General features: G+C 39.6%; 16 protein-coding genes. 8 read left to right on the top strand and 8 right to left on the bottom strand.

Going from position 1 to position 15908, the window contains the following annotated elements:
• Nucleotides 1–68: 68 nt before the first annotated feature.
• The 5 genes from FEDK69T_RS05110 to porZ all read right to left on the bottom strand — a co-directional run bounded on the left by FEDK69T_RS05110 (nucleotide 69) and on the right by porZ (nucleotide 7850).
• Nucleotides 69–662, bottom strand: coding sequence for a lipoprotein signal peptidase (locus FEDK69T_RS05110; protein ID WP_035630305.1), 594 nt, complete (start codon nucleotides 660–662; stop codon nucleotides 69–71).
• An 85-nt stretch (nucleotides 663–747) separates the two neighbouring features.
• A complete protein-coding gene (locus FEDK69T_RS05105; RefSeq protein WP_023573087.1) occupies nucleotides 748–1128 on the bottom strand; it encodes a TraR/DksA family transcriptional regulator in 381 nt (126 codons plus the stop codon).
• 56 nt (nucleotides 1129–1184) lie between these two features.
• Nucleotides 1185–4643, bottom strand: a complete 3459-nt coding sequence (ileS, locus tag FEDK69T_RS05100; protein WP_023573086.1) for an isoleucine--tRNA ligase — start codon at nucleotides 4641–4643, stop codon at nucleotides 1185–1187.
• A 125-nt stretch (nucleotides 4644–4768) separates the two neighbouring features.
• Complete coding sequence (gene recO, locus FEDK69T_RS05095; RefSeq protein WP_023573085.1) at nucleotides 4769–5482, bottom strand: DNA repair protein RecO; 714 nt, start codon at nucleotides 5480–5482, stop codon at nucleotides 4769–4771.
• 67 nt (nucleotides 5483–5549) lie between these two features.
• Nucleotides 5550–7850: a type IX secretion system anionic LPS delivery protein PorZ gene (gene porZ / locus FEDK69T_RS05090; RefSeq protein ID WP_023573084.1), complete on the bottom strand. Its 2301-nt coding sequence runs from the start codon at nucleotides 7848–7850 to the stop codon at nucleotides 5550–5552.
• Nucleotides 7851–8062: 212 nt separating this feature from the next.
• Here porZ and FEDK69T_RS05085 point away from each other — a divergent pair, with 212 nt between their 5' ends.
• Entirely contained in the window at nucleotides 8063–8845 is a 783-nt protein-coding gene (locus tag FEDK69T_RS05085; RefSeq protein WP_023573083.1) for a THC0290_0291 family protein, read from the top strand.
• Nucleotides 8846–8892: 47 nt separating this feature from the next.
• Here FEDK69T_RS05085 and FEDK69T_RS05080 read toward each other — a convergent pair whose 3' ends face one another.
• Nucleotides 8893–10038: a cystathionine gamma-synthase gene (locus FEDK69T_RS05080; RefSeq protein ID WP_023573082.1), complete on the bottom strand. Its 1146-nt coding sequence runs from the start codon at nucleotides 10036–10038 to the stop codon at nucleotides 8893–8895.
• An 85-nt stretch (nucleotides 10039–10123) separates the two neighbouring features.
• On the opposite strand from FEDK69T_RS05080, the gene FEDK69T_RS05075 reads away from it, so the two are divergent.
• On the top strand, nucleotides 10124–10861 hold the full coding sequence (locus tag FEDK69T_RS05075) for a DUF3298 and DUF4163 domain-containing protein (RefSeq protein WP_023573081.1): 738 nt from the start codon (nucleotides 10124–10126) through the stop codon (nucleotides 10859–10861).
• Here FEDK69T_RS05075 and FEDK69T_RS05070 read toward each other — a convergent pair.
• Both FEDK69T_RS05070 and FEDK69T_RS05065 read right to left on the bottom strand, forming a co-directional pair.
• Nucleotides 10854–11309, bottom strand: a complete 456-nt coding sequence (locus FEDK69T_RS05070) for a DinB family protein (protein ID WP_023573080.1) — start codon at nucleotides 11307–11309, stop codon at nucleotides 10854–10856. The genes FEDK69T_RS05075 and FEDK69T_RS05070 overlap by 8 nt on opposite strands.
• Before the next feature lie 11 nt (nucleotides 11310–11320).
• The gene (locus FEDK69T_RS05065; protein WP_023573079.1) at nucleotides 11321–11758 is read right to left on the bottom strand and encodes an acyl-CoA thioesterase; all 438 of its coding nucleotides are present in this window, start codon (nucleotides 11756–11758) and stop codon (nucleotides 11321–11323) included.
• A 110-nt stretch (nucleotides 11759–11868) separates the two neighbouring features.
• Between FEDK69T_RS05065 and FEDK69T_RS05060 the strand changes: the two genes are divergently transcribed.
• The 6 genes from FEDK69T_RS05060 (at nucleotide 11869) to FEDK69T_RS05035 (ending at nucleotide 15834) form a co-directional block, all read left to right on the top strand.
• Nucleotides 11869–12219 (top strand): arsenate reductase family protein, encoded by a 351-nt coding sequence (locus FEDK69T_RS05060; protein ID WP_023573078.1) that lies wholly within the window; start codon nucleotides 11869–11871, stop codon nucleotides 12217–12219.
• On the top strand, nucleotides 12220–13146 hold the full coding sequence (locus FEDK69T_RS05055; RefSeq protein WP_023573077.1) for a DMT family transporter: 927 nt from the start codon (nucleotides 12220–12222) through the stop codon (nucleotides 13144–13146). It abuts the gene before it with no gap.
• A gap of 51 nt (nucleotides 13147–13197) precedes the next feature.
• Complete coding sequence (locus FEDK69T_RS05050; protein ID WP_023573076.1) at nucleotides 13198–14058, top strand: YicC/YloC family endoribonuclease; 861 nt, start codon at nucleotides 13198–13200, stop codon at nucleotides 14056–14058.
• Between the two features lie 70 nt (nucleotides 14059–14128).
• Nucleotides 14129–14701 (top strand): guanylate kinase, encoded by a 573-nt coding sequence (gene gmk, locus FEDK69T_RS05045; RefSeq protein WP_023573075.1) that lies wholly within the window; start codon nucleotides 14129–14131, stop codon nucleotides 14699–14701.
• Nucleotides 14702–14733: 32 nt separating this feature from the next.
• Nucleotides 14734–15315, top strand: coding sequence for a nicotinate (nicotinamide) nucleotide adenylyltransferase (gene nadD / locus FEDK69T_RS05040; RefSeq protein WP_023573074.1), 582 nt, complete (start codon nucleotides 14734–14736; stop codon nucleotides 15313–15315).
• 21 nt (nucleotides 15316–15336) lie between these two features.
• Complete coding sequence (locus FEDK69T_RS05035; protein ID WP_023573073.1) at nucleotides 15337–15834, top strand: DUF1648 domain-containing protein; 498 nt, start codon at nucleotides 15337–15339, stop codon at nucleotides 15832–15834.
• Nucleotides 15835–15908 lie beyond the last annotated feature (74 nt).

Here is a 15908-nt window from a genome sequence, read left to right as displayed (position 1 = left end):
ATCCTTTTTTATTTATTGTGATTCGACAAAACACTTTATTGTTGCTCTCTTTAAAAACCGTTGAGTGGCTATTTTGAGAACGCTTTTTTGTTGAATACTATCAGGATCCCGACTCCGGTAGAAATTGCAACATCGGCTACATTAAAAATCGCGTTGAAAAACGTAAAATGGTTTCCGCCCCATATTGGCAACCACGAAGGCAGATTTCCTTCCCAGATAGGAAAATAGAACATGTCCACTACTTTACCGTGAAACCATTTCCCGTAAGGATCATCGCTGAACATTGTCGCCACCTGTCCGTAACTGTCATTGAACATCTTTCCGTAAAACACAGAGTCAATAATATTACCTACAGCGCCGGCCAATATAAGTGCCACGGCAACTACAAGAAAGTTAGACGATTGTTTCTTAACCGCATCGTATAACCAATATCCGATACCACCTACGGCAACAATCCTGAAAACCGTAAGCAACAGTTTTCCGAAAGCACCTGGAATCTCGGCACCCCAAGCCATCCCGGAGTTTTCTATAAAATGAATGCGGAACCAATCAAAAACATAAATTTCTTCATCAAGTTTAAAATTGGTTTTAATGTATATTTTGGAGATCTGATCAATAACCAGAACTAGAATTACCAATAAATAGGCCTTTTTTAATGACATTTTGCGAATTTAAGCTACAAAAATAACTATTTAAACTAAATAAAAAACGCCCCATGCGGAGCGTTTAATAAAATTTTTGAAAAGATTAACGTTGCAGGTTCTTTGCTTCGATGCTCATGGTTGCATGAGGAACCAGTTTCAATCTTTCTTTATTGATTAATTTTCCGGTTACTTTACAGATTCCGTAAGTTTTGTTTTCAATTCGGATTAACGCGTTTTTCAAGTCACGAATGAATTTCTCCTGACGAATGGCAAGTTGTGAATTGGCCTCTTTACTCATGGTTTCACTACCTTCCTCGAAAGCCTTAAATGTTGGCGATGTATCATCTGTTCCATTATTAAGGTCGTTTAGGTAAGCACTTTTTATTAAATCCAAATCGTTTTTTGCTTTTTCCAATTTCTTCTGAATCAATTCTCTGAATTCCGCTAAATCCGCGTCGGAATATCTTATTTGTTCATCCACCATAATTTCCTCGTTTTTGGTTGTTAATAGGTTTTTGCAGAGTAACCTTTCGGTTTTCTCTATTTTGAAATTAATATTCTGGTTTTTAGTTCATCAAACTCAATTTCCGTACCATTTTCAATACGGTCTTCAAATATAAGTTCTTCAGTTAAGGTTTCCGATTTTATGTATGCCTCATTATCTTTTACGGCTTCCTGTATTATGCCGTCTCTCTGCATCGTCACTTTTATCTTATCCGTAACTTCAAAACCTGAGTCTTTTCTTATGTTTTGGATTCGGTTAACCAACTCTCTCGCAATACCTTCCTTACGTAATTCGTCTGAAATTGTAATATCTAAGGCAACGGTAATTCCGCCAGAATTAGCAACCAGCCATCCTTCAATATCCTGTGAAGAAATCTCCACTTCTTCAACTGTTAAGTTAACACTATTTCCTGAAATAACAATACTTATAGCGCCTTCTCTTTCCAATTTAGCAATACTTTCCTGATTTAAACCCTGTATTTCTTTGGAAATCAATCCCATATCCTTACCAAAACGAGGCCCCAAAGCTTTGAAATTAGGCTTAATCTGCTTCACTAATATACCCGAAGCGTCATCCAACAACTCCACTTCCTTCACATTCACCTCTGCTTTAATAAGGTCGGAAACCGCTTCGATTTCAGCACGCTGTTTCTCGTCAAGCACAGGAATCATAACCTTTTGCAGCGGTTGACGCACCTTGATCATTTCCTTTTTACGAAGTGACAAAACTAATGATGAAACCGTCTGTGCTTTCTGCATTTTGCTTTCCAACGATTTATCCACAAAGTTTTCAACGCATTTCGGAAACTCTGCCAAATGTACACTTTCAAATTTTTCTCCTTGTGTTGCACGTGTTAAATCTCCGTAAAGTTTATCCATAAAGAATGGCGCGATAGGCGCTCCAAGCTTAGCCACGGCAACCAAACAAGTGTATAATGTCTGATATGCAGCAATTTTGTCCTGAGCGTATTCCCCTTTCCAGAAACGACGACGGCACAAACGCACATACCAGTTACTTAAGTTTTCCTGAACGAAATCAGAGATAGCTCGGGCCGCTTTAGTCGGTTCATAATCGGCATAGAAACTATCAACATCCTTTATCAATGTATTCAGTTCCGATAGTATCCAACGGTCGATTTCCGGTCTTTCGCTTAACGGAATTTCCGCTTCCGCGTATTGGAAACCGTCTATATTAGCATACAACGCGAAAAACGAGTACGTATTATACAAAGTTCCGAAGAATTTTCTTCTTACTTCGGCAACTCCTTCGATATCAAATTTCAGGTTATCCCACGGATTCGCATTGGCAATCATGTACCAACGGGTAGCATCCGGGCCGTATTCAGCCAATGTAGTGAACGGATCCACAGCATTTCCAAGGCGTTTGGACATTTTTTGTCCGTTTTTATCCAAAACCAACCCATTGGAAACCACATTTTTATACGCGACTTTATCAAAAACTAACGTTCCGATGGCATGCAGCGTGTAGAACCATCCACGTGTCTGGTCTACTCCTTCAGCAATGAAATCTGCCGGGAAGGATTTGCTCTCGTCGATTAACTCTTTATTTTCAAACGGATAATGCCACTGTGCATAAGGCATTGCGCCCGAATCGAACCAAACGTCGATCAAGTCGCTTTCGCGTTTCATCGGTTTGCCTGATGCTGAAATTAAAACGATATTATCCACTACGTTTTTGTGCAGATCTACCAAATCGTAATTCGCTTCATTCATGTTTCCGATTTCGAATCCTTTAAATGGATTTTCCGTCATGAAACCTGCCTTAACCGCTTTTTCAATTTCATTGTACAATTCCTCAACAGAACCAATACAGATTTCCTCGGTTTTATCCTCGGTTCTCCAGATAGGCAACGGAATTCCCCAGTATCTTGAACGTGACAAGTTCCAGTCGTTCGCATTTTTCAGCCAGTTTCCGAAACGGCCTTCCCCAGTCGCTTTTGGCTTCCAGTTGATCGTTTCGTTCAAATCGAACATGCGGTCTTTCACATCTGTCACTTTGATGAACCAGGAATCCAGCGGATAGTATAAAATCGGCTTATCGGTTCTCCAGCAATGCGGATAGGTGTGAACGTATTTTTCAACCTTAAAGGCTTTATTTTCTTCTTTTAAACGAATGGCAATTTCCACATCCACTGATTTCTCAGGAGCCTCACCTTCGTTATAATATTCATTTTTAACAAATTTACCGGCAAGATCACCCATCTGACGAACAAATCGCCCTTGAAGATCTACCAATGGCACAGGATTTCCGTTTTCATCCAATACTAACATCGGAGGCACTTCCGGAGACGCTTCTTTAGCCACTTTCGCGTCATCCGCACCAAATGTAGGTGCCGTGTGCACAATACCGGTACCGTCTTCCGTAGTAACGAAATCACCCGAAATTACGCGGAATGCATTTTCCGGGTTTTGATACGGTAACGTATAAGGCAACAATTGTTCGTACTGTATTCCTACTAAGTCAGCACCTTTACATTCTGCCAATATTTCGAATGGGATTTTTTTATCACCTTCTTTGAAATTATCAAAATCAGCTGCTTCACTTGTCTCGAAATAATTTTTAGACAGTTGTTTACCAACAAGATTTTTAGCCAAGATGATATTGATTGGAAGGAACGTATATTGGTTGAAAGTTTTCACCAACACATAATCGATCTTCGGCCCAACAGTCAACGCTGTATTACTTGGCAATGTCCATGGGGTTGTCGTCCAAGCCAGGAAATGAATTTCATCCAACTCCAGCCTTTCAAACTTATACTGCTTTAAATTATTATGAGTGATGTAATCGTAAAATTTAGCGAAGGTCAGTTTTCTTTGGTTATCCAAAACCCTGAACTGCGCCACGATTGTTGTATCGGTCACATCACGGTATGAACCAGGCTGATTTACTTCATGCGAAGACAAACCGGTTCCCGCTTTAGGCGAGTATGGTTGTATTGTGTAGCCTTTGTATAATAAATCTTTGCTGTAAATCTGTTTCAGCAACCACCAAACCGTTTCCATGTATTTGGACTTGTAGGTCACATATGGATCTTCCATATCTACCCAATACCCCATTTTTTCAGTTAAGTCATTCCATACGTCAGTATAACGCATTACGGTTTTTTTACACGCTTCGTTGTATTCGGCAATGGAAATGGTTTTTCCGATATCTTCTTTTGTGATACCCAATTCTTTTTCCGTACCCAATTCAACCGGCAAACCGTGCGTATCCCAGCCCGCTTTACGTTTTACCTGGAATCCTTTTTGAGTTTTATAGCGACAGAAAATATCCTTGATCGCACGCGCCATCACGTGGTGAATACCCGGCAATCCATTAGCTGAAGGCGGCCCTTCAAAAAACACATACGGGCTTGCTCCTTCACGGGAAGTGACACTTTGTTCAAAGATGTTTTGCTTTTTCCAGAAATCAAGCACTTCAGATGCCACGGTTGGCAAATCAAGTCCTTTGTATTCAGTGAATTTCGTACTCATTTTGTCGTTTTCTAAAATCAATGTGCGAAAGTAAGGAATTTTAAAGAAAATAGAGAAACGAAGCAAGAAAAAAGACGATTAAATGCTACAGTTTTAATAGTTTGCCAAAACAATTACCTAATGTGCTATGAAAAAACCTCTTTAAGCACCTCCAGGGATTTCGGTTTTTTAAATCCGTCAAGATGAACGGCATAGTAATCCAGTAAGATTTTGAGTAGCAATTGGCGTTCTGTTCCCGCAAATATTTTCTGGTCGGAATCCAGTTTTAAGCCAATCAGTTTTTTGAACAGAAACGTTTCATGATCGGAAAGACAACTGATGCCGTGATAAGAAGAAAACATTCCTTCGTTAAGGTCAAAAAAGGGTAAATCGATTTCGGAAGTATCGGGATAAAACCCAAGATACTTGGTCACTTCCAACAACAGAATGAGGTGAAAATTAGCCATTTCCTCGTGAGTATCCAGCCAAATCAATGCCGTTTCCAGAAAAGAAAACAAGTTTTCATTTTTCTCTTCTTCGCGAATACTGTGATGCATCATTTCGGATAAAAAGATCACGATCGTGCTTTTAAAAATATCGGTATTTATGGAATAATAAGGCACCGCCAATCGGATTTCCTTAAAATGTTCTAACGTACCTTTATTTTTGTGATTGGCTTCTATTTCGAGTATAGTCAACGGTTGAAAATAGGCTATTTTCTGATTCGATTTTTTACCCGAAAAAGCACTGGGTACAAAATAGGATTTTAATCCGTCGGATTCTGTAAAACATTTCACAATCAGGCTTTTCTCCTGATACTTTATAGCACTTAAAACGATGGCCTTGGTCTTAACCAGCATATATTCAATTACGAATTTAAGATTACGAATTACAAAAAACCAAATCCGCAAATAACCAAAACGCCATTTACCTGATAATCATTACTTTTTTGACTTTCGTTTCCGTTCCGTCTTCTGAGGCAATTAAAATCATATACACCCCGGAAGCTACTTTATGCTTACCAAAAGCCTTGGTATCCCATTCTATTGTCCCGCCTTCGGATGTAGTTTCATACACCAGATTCCCTCCGATGTCGGTTATTTTCACATTAGCATTATCAATCAAACCGCTTATCTTAACCGTACCGTTGAACTCCGGACGCACGGGATTTGGATAAACGTAAACCTGACTCAAATCTTCGGCCGGTTTGGTGGCTATACCCTTAAAGGAAACAAGTCCTTTATCGGTGGCAAAAAACACTTCGCCCGTAGCGCCGTCGATTTCAATATCCAGGACATTATTACTAGGAAGCGGTGAATTTTCTTTTGTAAAATGATGCAGCGTTTCCTGTCCGTTTGATGAAACCAAAAATGCGCCGGCACCATCAATAGACACCCATTTATTGTTAGCTCCATCCACCACGATATCCATAATACTTTGCTGATAAAATAATTCCTGAGCCAAGTTATCATCGAGTATAATAATCGGATTGGTTTCAAGGCTGTCATCATACAAAAAACGATCAACACTTGGCAAAACTCGCAATCCGGAAAAAGTACCAATCCACAATTGGTTCCGGTTATCGATTGCTACACAGCGCACGTCTCTATTAGGGAGATTGCCGCTATCGGCTCCATTTTTTATCAGGATAAATTTATTTCCGTAATTTTCATTAAAAGCAATAACTCCGTTTCGGTAGGAAGGAATCCATTTCGTATTGTTCTTATCGATTACTATACCAGCATAACTGTCTTCTTTTGGGGCTGTAGTTATGTTGTTAAGAGAATAGGACTGCCATTGACCATCTGGTTTCATCACTTTAATAGCTCTATCAACCCGACTATTTGTCATCCAAAGATTTCCTTTTTTATCGAAAACCGGTCCGTTAACCCTGACATCAATACAGGTAGGGCAAGCTGGGTCATGCAATGACTCCAAACCGTTCTGCCCTGTATTGGTTTGATTGAACAATGTTATCTGATTGTCATTTTCTATTTTTAGCAGTCCGGAATAAAACGAACTCACAAAAACCTGGTTTGGGTTGTACGGATTCAGCACAGTTCGGGTAAGCGACTTTGCCCCCTGCAAATCAGCATAAGGAATAAAATCCCAACCCTGTTCATCCGAAAATCTACTGATTTCATAGGAATCCAAAGGATAGGGATCGTATTGTTTCGTATAATCGCCATAAACTGCCCACAAATAATTAGGTGCTTTTTTTACATTAAAAATACTGTTGCGAGCCGGACCGCTTGGGGTACAATCCTCAAACATTGTCGGATTGCCTATTGCCGTCTGATACAATCCTTTATCAAGCGTTCCGACAAATATTTTATCACTGATTGCAGTAGCGCAGGTAAACGAAGTCACTACGTCCGGAATCTGAGTAATGTGAGACAGTTGAATCAACTGGTTATCGTAAATATAAACATGATTGGCCGAAGTAAAAATCAAACGATCTTTATAGGACCTCAAATCAACTATAGGCTGACCTACAGCGATTATTTGCTGAAAACTGCTGCCGTTATGACGATAAACGCTAGTATTTGTATTGGAAGCTATCAGTTGGTTCTGAAATGTAACGATACCGCTCCAGAATCCCGTATCAAATGCGCTCCACTGACTGAAATCCACTAAATTCGGATTCGAATAATCCGCCCTACGAATACCGTTTGATTGAGTTACAGCATAAATAAAACCGTCAAAAACCGTTGTCTGATAAACCTGAATCTCTTCACCCGCAGGACCAATAAAATAGGTGTCTCCAAATTGCAAAGTGGCCAGATCGAAAACACAGATACCAAAATCGCATGACAAATACGCTTTACCATTATATTCGTAAATATGATTTATCTTTTTCTTATTCGGCGGAATGGAAGGCTTGTTGAGGATATCAATTACATTTAAAATACTGCCATCATTTTCATTAACCACCAAAAGCAGCCCGTTTTGATTTCCGATTATTATTCTGTGAAATGACTCACTATAATGAACCGCGGTAATAACATCAGCTTTTAACCCATCAATAGAATTTATGGTCTTTAACTCATTAGTTACGGTATTTTTTGAAAATACGGTGTTTTCCGGAGCAGCATACACTTTATCGACAGCCTGTGAAATATCCTTAATTGCAGAATAGGAAAAAAAACCTCTCCACGATTGGTTTTGTTGTGAAAAGCAATTAATACATATGAAAGCCAGCAGTACGAAACAGTTTAATTTTCTCATTAATGTCGGTTTGTTTTACAAATATAGTCTAAAACGGCCTATTAATGTTTTATTGTATATTTTGTATTAAATATAAATTGCCAATACAAAGCAAAATATATCACACAATCGGAAATAATTTTTACATTTTTTTAAAAGTCTTTTCTTTACTTTTTTTTTGAGGAGAAATATGTTTTTATATATTTGTCAGATATTGACTAAAATAGAGTAAAATGCCCAGAAAAATTTTATTTATCCTACTAGTGGTTTTAGGGAGTAATAACGCTATAAGAGCCCAGTTTGGTTTTTCCCATGAAATTGGAGCAATTGCGGGTCCCGTAATGTTCATGTCGGATTATGGTGAAAGATATGATTGGAAAACAAACACAGGAAATACCGGTTTTGGGATAGGCCTTATACACTACTTAAATTTTTCATACAAAGCAGAATGTAACTGTTACGCTCCTGAAACCTATTTTAACGACCATTTCAAACTAAGAACGGAGCTTTCTTATAACAGATCAGAACTTCAGCATTACGGAGAATGGGTTGCCCCTGAAAAAACCTCTATAACAGCACAACAGTTAAGAGGAATGAGAGGGGTCGCATCCAACACAGACATCGGGATGCAATTGGAATATTTCCCTCTGAGCATCAGGGATTTCACAGCTACTAATGGATCTTTAGGACCTTTTGTGAGCTTGGGAGCTCATTATACTTTTTACAGTCCGGAATCCAGCTCTACCAGAGGGCGTTTGAACCAGCCAGGAGTATTGCCTCCAAAATACATTGGGGCTACTTCTAATGACGACGGAAGCACTTGGTCAGTTGTAGCGAGTGCAGGTTGTCGATACAAATTAACAGAACTTTCAGACTTGATGCTTGATTTACGTTGGCAGTATTACTTCTCCAACTGGGTTGACGGTGTAAATCCAGATCCGAATCTTTACCCTGAAAACAAAGCCAACGAATGGTTGGTTTGGTTAAACTTCGGATACATATACTATCTGGAATAACAAAAAAACGACATAAAAAAACCACGCTTCACGCGTGGTTTTTTGTTTTATCCTAATGCCTGTTTTAAATCTTCAATTAAATCAGCTGCGTCTTCTACACCTACGCTCAGGCGAACCAAATCGTCTGTGATTCCGACTTCTTTTCGCTTATCTTCCGGTATGGAAGCATGTGTCATCAAAGCCGGGTGATTTGCCAGCGATTCCACACCACCTAACGATTCTGCCAGAGTAAACACTTTAAGTTTTTCCAGGAAACTGATAGCATCTTGCTTCGCTCCCGATTTAAAAGTAAACGTCACCATTCCTCCAAAACCACCAATCATCTGTTTTTTGGCGATTTCATGAAACGGATGATTTTCTAGTCCCGGATAATATACACGTTCCACTTTAGGGTGATTCATTAAAAATTCTGCTACTTTCACACCATTTTCACAGTGTCTTTGCACACGTAAATGCAACGTTTTGATACCTCTTAAAACAAGGAAACTATCCATCGGACCCAACGTCCCACCTGTAGCAAATTGTTTGAAGTGTAACTCGTCGCCCAATTCTTTATCTTTAATTACCAAGGCACCGGCAATTACATCACTGTGTCCTCCTAAATATTTAGTCGCTGAATGCATTACGATATCCGCCCCTAAATCCAATGGCTTTTGAAGATACGGTGTAGCAAAAGTATTGTCAACAGCAAATAGAACATTATGCTTTTTAGTGATTTTGGCAATCTCAGCAATATCTGCTAATTTCATTAACGGATTGGTTGGTGTTTCTACCCAAACCAACTTCGTGTTGGAGTTGATTAGCTTCTCGAACCCTTCCAAATCATTCATATCCACGAAATGAAACCTAATGCCGCTGTCTTTGTATAAACGGGTGAACAAACGGTAGGTTCCTCCGTATAAATCGTCCATTGCAATGATTTCATCACCAGCTTTGAACAAACGCAGCAAACAATCGGTTGCTGCTAATCCCGAAGCAAACGCTAATCCGCGGGCACCGTTTTCAATAGAAGCCAAAGCATCTTCCAAAGCTTGGCGTGTCGGATTCGCTGCACGGCTGTATTCGTATTCTCCAACAGGCTGTCCTGGAGAAACCTGAGCAAAAGTAGAAGTCTGAAATACCGGCGGCATTACCGCTCCGGTCACTTTTTCATGATGTTGCCCACCATGTATTACTTTAGTATTGAATTTCATATTGCTATTCTGTTTAAATTTTCAATAAAAGAACAAATTTATCGTTTAATTTTGTGAAATGAGTCATGAACAAACAATTTCTGCCATGAGAAACGTATTAATAGTAACTGTTGCCGCACTAAGCTTATTAAGCTGTAAGAAAGAGGAATTAACCTTTAAAACGAAGAAATTCCACAAAGAAATCGTTCAAAAGAATGACACTACCGAGATTGAAATTGATGTGGCTGTCGCTCAAAACAAATCGGCAGCAGCAGACAGCATTAATGCCTTGTTTTTAAAAGAAATCACCTTCTTATTCTCTTTTGACTCAGCAGCAACAGTCAAAAACTACCCCGCTGTTTGTTCTGATTTCATTAAAGAATATGTTAGTTTTCAGAAAGAGATGCCTGACTACAGTACACCTTGGGAAGCAACTGCTTCCGGAAAAATAGGCCACCAATCAGACAAAGTTATCAATCTGACCTTAGACTATTATTCATTTACTGGAGGCGCGCATGGTAATGGCCGATCTTTATCCTATTTTGCAGATCCCGAAACCGGAAAGCAAATCAAAAAAGAAGATTTATTTACCGATGTAAAAGGTTTTACCAAACTCGCCGAACAAAAATTCAGGGCGCAACAAGAGATACCTTCCAAATCAAACATAAACGAAACTGGGTATTGGTTCGAAAAAGACAGCTTTCATCTGCCGGAAAACATTTTTTACACCGATAAAGGAATCCTCCTTCTGTACAACCAATATGAAATTGCTTCTTATGCCGACGGCCCTATTGAGCTGACAATTCCTTACAGTGAAGCTGATAAGTTTCTGAAAATCAAATAAACTTGCGAATCTGCATCATAAATCCTAAATGCAGCCCTTCGTGATAATTATTGAATTCCATTGCATCTTTAAAACTTCCCAAATGGAAACCGGTCTGCGTTTGGTATTCGTTGAAATGCTGAAATTTCCCTGCTTCATAATCCACCTTTGTCTGCTCTGGCAAGAAAGTTAACAGTGCTCGGATTTCATCCACTTCTTCCTGAGTTGTTTTACCGTCGGGTCTGGAACCGTTTTTATATTTTTCGGTCATCTCCGCGGAAACATTCATTGGCAATCCCGAAAGACGATACACAAGGCCTTGTTGTGCGACCACTATATGCCCTATATTCCAAATCAGGTTGTTGCTGAACCCAGTCGGAATAGTATTAAGCTGCTCCAACGAATAATCATCCAAAAACCTCAAATAGAGGTTGCGGTTGGTTACTAAAATTTTAAAAGTTGCTTCCATAATTTCTATGTTTATAAGGCAATAAAATCGTCGGTTTTCGGGAAGGCGCCCATTACCTTGCTCACGATTGCTGGCGTTGGCACTGCCAGTTTTCGCAATTTGGTATTGATCCATGCACCGTCCAGAGTAATTTTTGCACAAAGTTCATCTTTCTCATTTTTTAATTCATGTACAATAGTCCAACGGGAAGCGTCCGCTTTCATTTTACCCATTTTGGTGCTGATAAAAATCTTGTCGCCCAAATGCATTTCTTTTCGGAATACACATTCTTCCCTGAAAATAATTGGTCCGAAATGCTGCTCCTGCATGATTTTCATGGTCAGTCCTTCGCGTTCAAGAATCTCGATACGGTGTTGGGCTCCATAATCATAATAAGCACTGTGGCGTACGTGAAAATTTGGATCTAAATCCGCCCAGCGAATAGAAATTTCCCTAGTAAAATCATTCATCTTTTGTAAAATTTACTCAAAAATAACAAGAAAAACCCGCTTCTCTGTTTTCGCGGGATTTAAATTAAATCTTTTTTAACGAAAAGCCTATTTTTGCAAAAAAGAATTCCATGGATAAAATATACTACCTCGCTTCGTGCGACACCTGTCGCAAAATCATCAAATCCTTACCCAACACCAACCGTTTGGTATTTCAGGATATTCGTCAGGATCCGATTACTCCAGAGCAATTGGAGGAAATGTACCGACTTTCGGGCAGTTATGAAGCGCTTTTCAGTAGAAAAGCACAGTTATACAAGTCGATGGATCTGAAAAACAAAAACCTGACCGAAGCCGATTTCAAGAAATATATTTTGGAACACTATACCTTTCTCAGCCGTCCGGTTTTCATTATCGCCGGAAAAATATACATCGGCAACAGCCAGAAAAATGTTAACGAAGTAATTGCCGTTTTAAGTTAAATGAAAGCGCGCACCTATGCCCTGATTGCTGCGTGGATGGTAGCCATCATTTACGGAGTAACCTTTACGATTGCCAAAGACGTTATGCCCAAATACATCGATGCGTTCGGGTTTATTTTCCTTCGTGTAGGCGGTTCCACTATTTTGTTTTGGCTTGCCTCATTTTTTGTAAAAACCGAAAAAATTGACAGAAAGGATTTTCCACGCATCTTGGCGGCCGCCTTTTTTGGCGTTGCTTTCAACATGCTGACTTTCTTTAAAGGACTGAGTTATACTTCACCGATTATGGGCGCAGTTCTGATGGTGACTACCCCGATGATTGTATTGGTATTGTCGGCAATCATCATGAAAGAGCGCATGCAAAAAAACAAGGTAATCGGAATTCTTCTGGGACTAACCGGAACCATAACCCTGATTTTATACGGGAAATCGATGGTAAACGCGCCCAATGCCACTTTAGGAAACTTTCTGGTGTTTGTCAATGCCGTTTCATATGGTTTCTATCTGATTCTGGTAAAAAAACTGATGGATAAATACAACGCTTTTTCGTTTGTAAAATGGATCTACCTTTTCGGATTCCTGATGGTAATTCCTTTCGGGTGGAGCGAATTCCAGGCTGTTGACTGGGCTTTGGTTCCTATGAACATCTACTGGAAAATAATATTTGTAGTTATAGTTTCCACTTTTTTGACCTATTTACTGAACCTGCTCTCAATGAGGGAACTGAAACCGACAACGGTAGCCGTATTCATATATCTACAGCCATTTTTCGCTACAGTTTTTGCCATCGGATTAGGGAAAGACGAATTGAGTTGGGTTAAAATTGGTTCGGCGGCCCTGATTTTTACCGGAGTGTATCTGGTAATCAAGAAAAAACCGAAAACCTTTAGTGAAACAATGGCTGTTACTGATCCAAGCCAACACTAAGCACCAAACACTGAATACTTTTATTTATCTTTGAAGTCTATTTAGAAAAATATGATACAATCGATGACCGGATTTGGGAAGTCAACCCTACAGTTGGCTACCAAAAAAATCACAGTGGAAGTAAAATCGTTAAACAGCAAAGGAATGGACCTTAATGTCCGAATGCCTTCTGTGTACCGCGAAATGGAATTGAGTCTGCGCAATCAGATTTCCCAACGCCTGGAACGCGGTAAAGTCGATTTTGCCCTTTATATTGAAGTAACCGGAGAGGAAACTTCCACAAAAGTAAACGCACCGATTGTAAAGGCTTACATGTCGCAAATGCGGGATATTTTAGCCGATGCAGATGAAACGGAACTGATGAAAATGGCCGTTCGCATGCCTGACGCTTTAAAGACCGAACGCGATGAACTTGACGAAAACGAGTGGAAACAAATCCTGACAGTTATTAACGAAGCGCTTGCCAACATTAATAATTTCAGGGCTGACGAAGGCTTATCACTGGAAAAAGAATTCCAATTACGCATAGCCAATATTCGTTTGTACATGGAACAGGCTTTGGAACTGGATCCGGAACGCGTTCAGAACATCAAAAACAAACTGCAGACAGCTATTGACGAGTTAAAAGTGACCGTTGATGAAAACCGCTTCGAACAGGAACTGATTTATTATCTGGAGAAATTGGACATTACCGAAGAAAAGGTACGTTTAACGAACCATTTGGACTATTTCATCGAAACGCTGAACGGAAACGAAGCCAACGGCAGAAAACTAGGCTTTATCACTCAGGAAATGGGACGTGAAATCAACACCATGGGTTCCAAATCTAACCACGCCGGAATGCAGAAACTAGTTGTCCAAATGAAAGACGAACTGGAAAAAATAAAAGAGCAGGTGTTAAACGTCCTATAACTTTAAGATAAAATAACAACACAATCACAAAAGCTCAAGACTAACCTCTGAAAGCTAAAAGTTAACAATAATGAACAAAGGAAAATTGATCGTATTCTCGGCTCCATCCGGATCGGGAAAAACTACCATAGTACGTCATTTATTGGGGTCGGAAGATCTGAACCTGGAATTTTCCATTTCGGCGGCAACACGTGATCCGCGCGGGGAAGAAGTAAATGGGAAAGACTACTACTTCATGTCGACCGAAGAATTCAAACAACATATTAAACACGAGGATTTCGTGGAATGGGAAGAAGTGTACCGCGATAATTTCTACGGGACCCTGAAAAGCGAGGTAGAACGCATTTGGTCTCAAGGCAAAAATGTGATTTTCGATATCGATGTGGCCGGCGGATTACGCATCAAATCCAAATTCCCGGAAGAAACGTTGGCAGTTTTCGTGAAACCACCAAGCGTGGATGAACTTAAACGCCGTTTGAAAGAACGCTCTACAGAAAGCGAAGACAAAATCAACATGCGCATCGCTAAAGCTCACGTAGAATTGGCTACCGCACCGCAATTCGACACCATTATCAAGAATTACGATTTGGATACGGCGAAGCAGGAAGCTTATGATTTGGTAAAGAATTTTGTAACTAAATAAGCGAAAAGCCATCAGCTTACAGCTAGAAAAAAATGAAAATCGGACTCTATTTCGGAACCTTCAACCCTATTCACATCGGACACTTGATTATCGCCAACCATATGGCGGAACATTCCGGTTTGGATCAGATCTGGATGGTGGTGACACCGCACAATCCACACAAACAAAAAACTTCGTTGTTAGATGATTATCACCGTTTACATATGGTGCATCTGACTACGGAAGACTATCCGAAAATCAAGCCGTCCGACATTGAATTCAAACTGCCACAACCTAATTACACCGTAAACACCTTGGCTCATTTGCAGGAAAAATATCCTGGCCATGAATTTTGCCTGATTATGGGTGAAGACAATCTGAACTCGTTGCATAAATGGAAAAACCACGAAGTGATTTTGCAAAATCATGACATTTATGTGTATCCGAGAGCGGCTTCAGGGGTAATTGATCCGACATTCATCAATCATCCTAAAATCCATAACGTTGATGCGCCGATTATTGAATTGTCGTCGACTTTCATCCGCGAAAGCATAAAAAAAGGAAAAGACATCCGGCCAATGCTGCCTAACAAAGTTTGGGCATATATTGATCACAACCTGTTTTATAAAAAGTAATTTATAGTTCTACATTTTAAAATGGAACAAAAACCAAAAATCAGCATAAAACTTCTGTTCACTGACAAAATCATCGAACTGTTGGCCCTGATAGTTTTTTTGTCCATTTGGTTTTTAGCACTTTCCGGATATTCACAATTACCTGAAACAATCCCCACACATTACAACGGTTTTGGAAAAGCAGATGCTTTTGGGAATAAAGCAAATATCCTTGTGCTTCCGATAGTAGCTTCAGTTTTAGCTATCGCGCTTACAGCAATTAATTTTTACCCGCATCTTTTAAACTATACCGTTGCGATAACTCAAGAAAATGCAGAAAAACAATACCGCTTAGCCACTCGCATGTTGCGCTGCCTTAAACTCATCGTTTTGATCATCTTTACTTTTATCGTATATATGACCCAACAAACTTCAAAGGGAATCGCAGATGGCTTGGGCGAATGGATTTTACCAACTATTTTAGGGCTAATCTTTATTCCGATTTTCTATTTTCTGACACAAATGTCCAAAAACAGTTAACACTATTTTATATTTTTACAACTCGACAATTAGTACCTTTAAGCTTTCAAATTTTGAACCTTAAAAGTGTTACT

The organism is Flavobacterium enshiense DK69 (genome assembly GCF_000498495.1).
GTDB classification, from domain to species: domain Bacteria; phylum Bacteroidota; class Bacteroidia; order Flavobacteriales; family Flavobacteriaceae; genus Flavobacterium; species Flavobacterium enshiense.
This window is presented reverse-complemented; position numbering and strand designations above follow the sequence as displayed.

Excerpts from the sequence above, each read along its gene's own strand:
- gmk (WP_023573075.1), top strand. The coding sequence starts at position 14,129 with ATGAACAAAGGAAAATTGATCGTATTCTCGGCTCCATCCGGATCGGGA.
- recO (WP_023573085.1), bottom strand. The coding sequence starts at position 5,482 with ATGCTGGTTAAGACCAAGGCCATCGTTTTAAGTGCTATAAAGTATCAG.
- FEDK69T_RS05035 (WP_023573073.1), top strand. The coding sequence starts at position 15,337 with ATGGAACAAAAACCAAAAATCAGCATAAAACTTCTGTTCACTGACAAA.
- FEDK69T_RS05050 (WP_023573076.1), top strand. The coding sequence starts at position 13,198 with ATGATACAATCGATGACCGGATTTGGGAAGTCAACCCTACAGTTGGCT.
- FEDK69T_RS05055 (WP_023573077.1), top strand. The coding sequence starts at position 12,220 with ATGAAAGCGCGCACCTATGCCCTGATTGCTGCGTGGATGGTAGCCATC.
- FEDK69T_RS05065 (WP_023573079.1), bottom strand. The coding sequence starts at position 11,758 with ATGAATGATTTTACTAGGGAAATTTCTATTCGCTGGGCGGATTTAGAT.
- FEDK69T_RS05080 (WP_023573082.1), bottom strand. The coding sequence starts at position 10,038 with ATGAAATTCAATACTAAAGTAATACATGGTGGGCAACATCATGAAAAA.
- porZ (WP_023573084.1), bottom strand. The coding sequence starts at position 7,850 with ATGAGAAAATTAAACTGTTTCGTACTGCTGGCTTTCATATGTATTAAT.
- FEDK69T_RS05075 (WP_023573081.1), top strand. The coding sequence starts at position 10,124 with ATGAGAAACGTATTAATAGTAACTGTTGCCGCACTAAGCTTATTAAGC.
- FEDK69T_RS05110 (WP_035630305.1), bottom strand. The coding sequence starts at position 662 with ATGTCATTAAAAAAGGCCTATTTATTGGTAATTCTAGTTCTGGTTATT.
- nadD (WP_023573074.1), top strand. The coding sequence starts at position 14,734 with ATGAAAATCGGACTCTATTTCGGAACCTTCAACCCTATTCACATCGGA.
- FEDK69T_RS05070 (WP_023573080.1), bottom strand. The coding sequence starts at position 11,309 with ATGGAAGCAACTTTTAAAATTTTAGTAACCAACCGCAACCTCTATTTG.
- FEDK69T_RS05085 (WP_023573083.1), top strand. The coding sequence starts at position 8,063 with ATGCCCAGAAAAATTTTATTTATCCTACTAGTGGTTTTAGGGAGTAAT.
- FEDK69T_RS05060 (WP_023573078.1), top strand. The coding sequence starts at position 11,869 with ATGGATAAAATATACTACCTCGCTTCGTGCGACACCTGTCGCAAAATC.
- ileS (WP_023573086.1), bottom strand. The coding sequence starts at position 4,643 with ATGAGTACGAAATTCACTGAATACAAAGGACTTGATTTGCCAACCGTG.
- FEDK69T_RS05105 (WP_023573087.1), bottom strand. The coding sequence starts at position 1,128 with ATGGTGGATGAACAAATAAGATATTCCGACGCGGATTTAGCGGAATTC.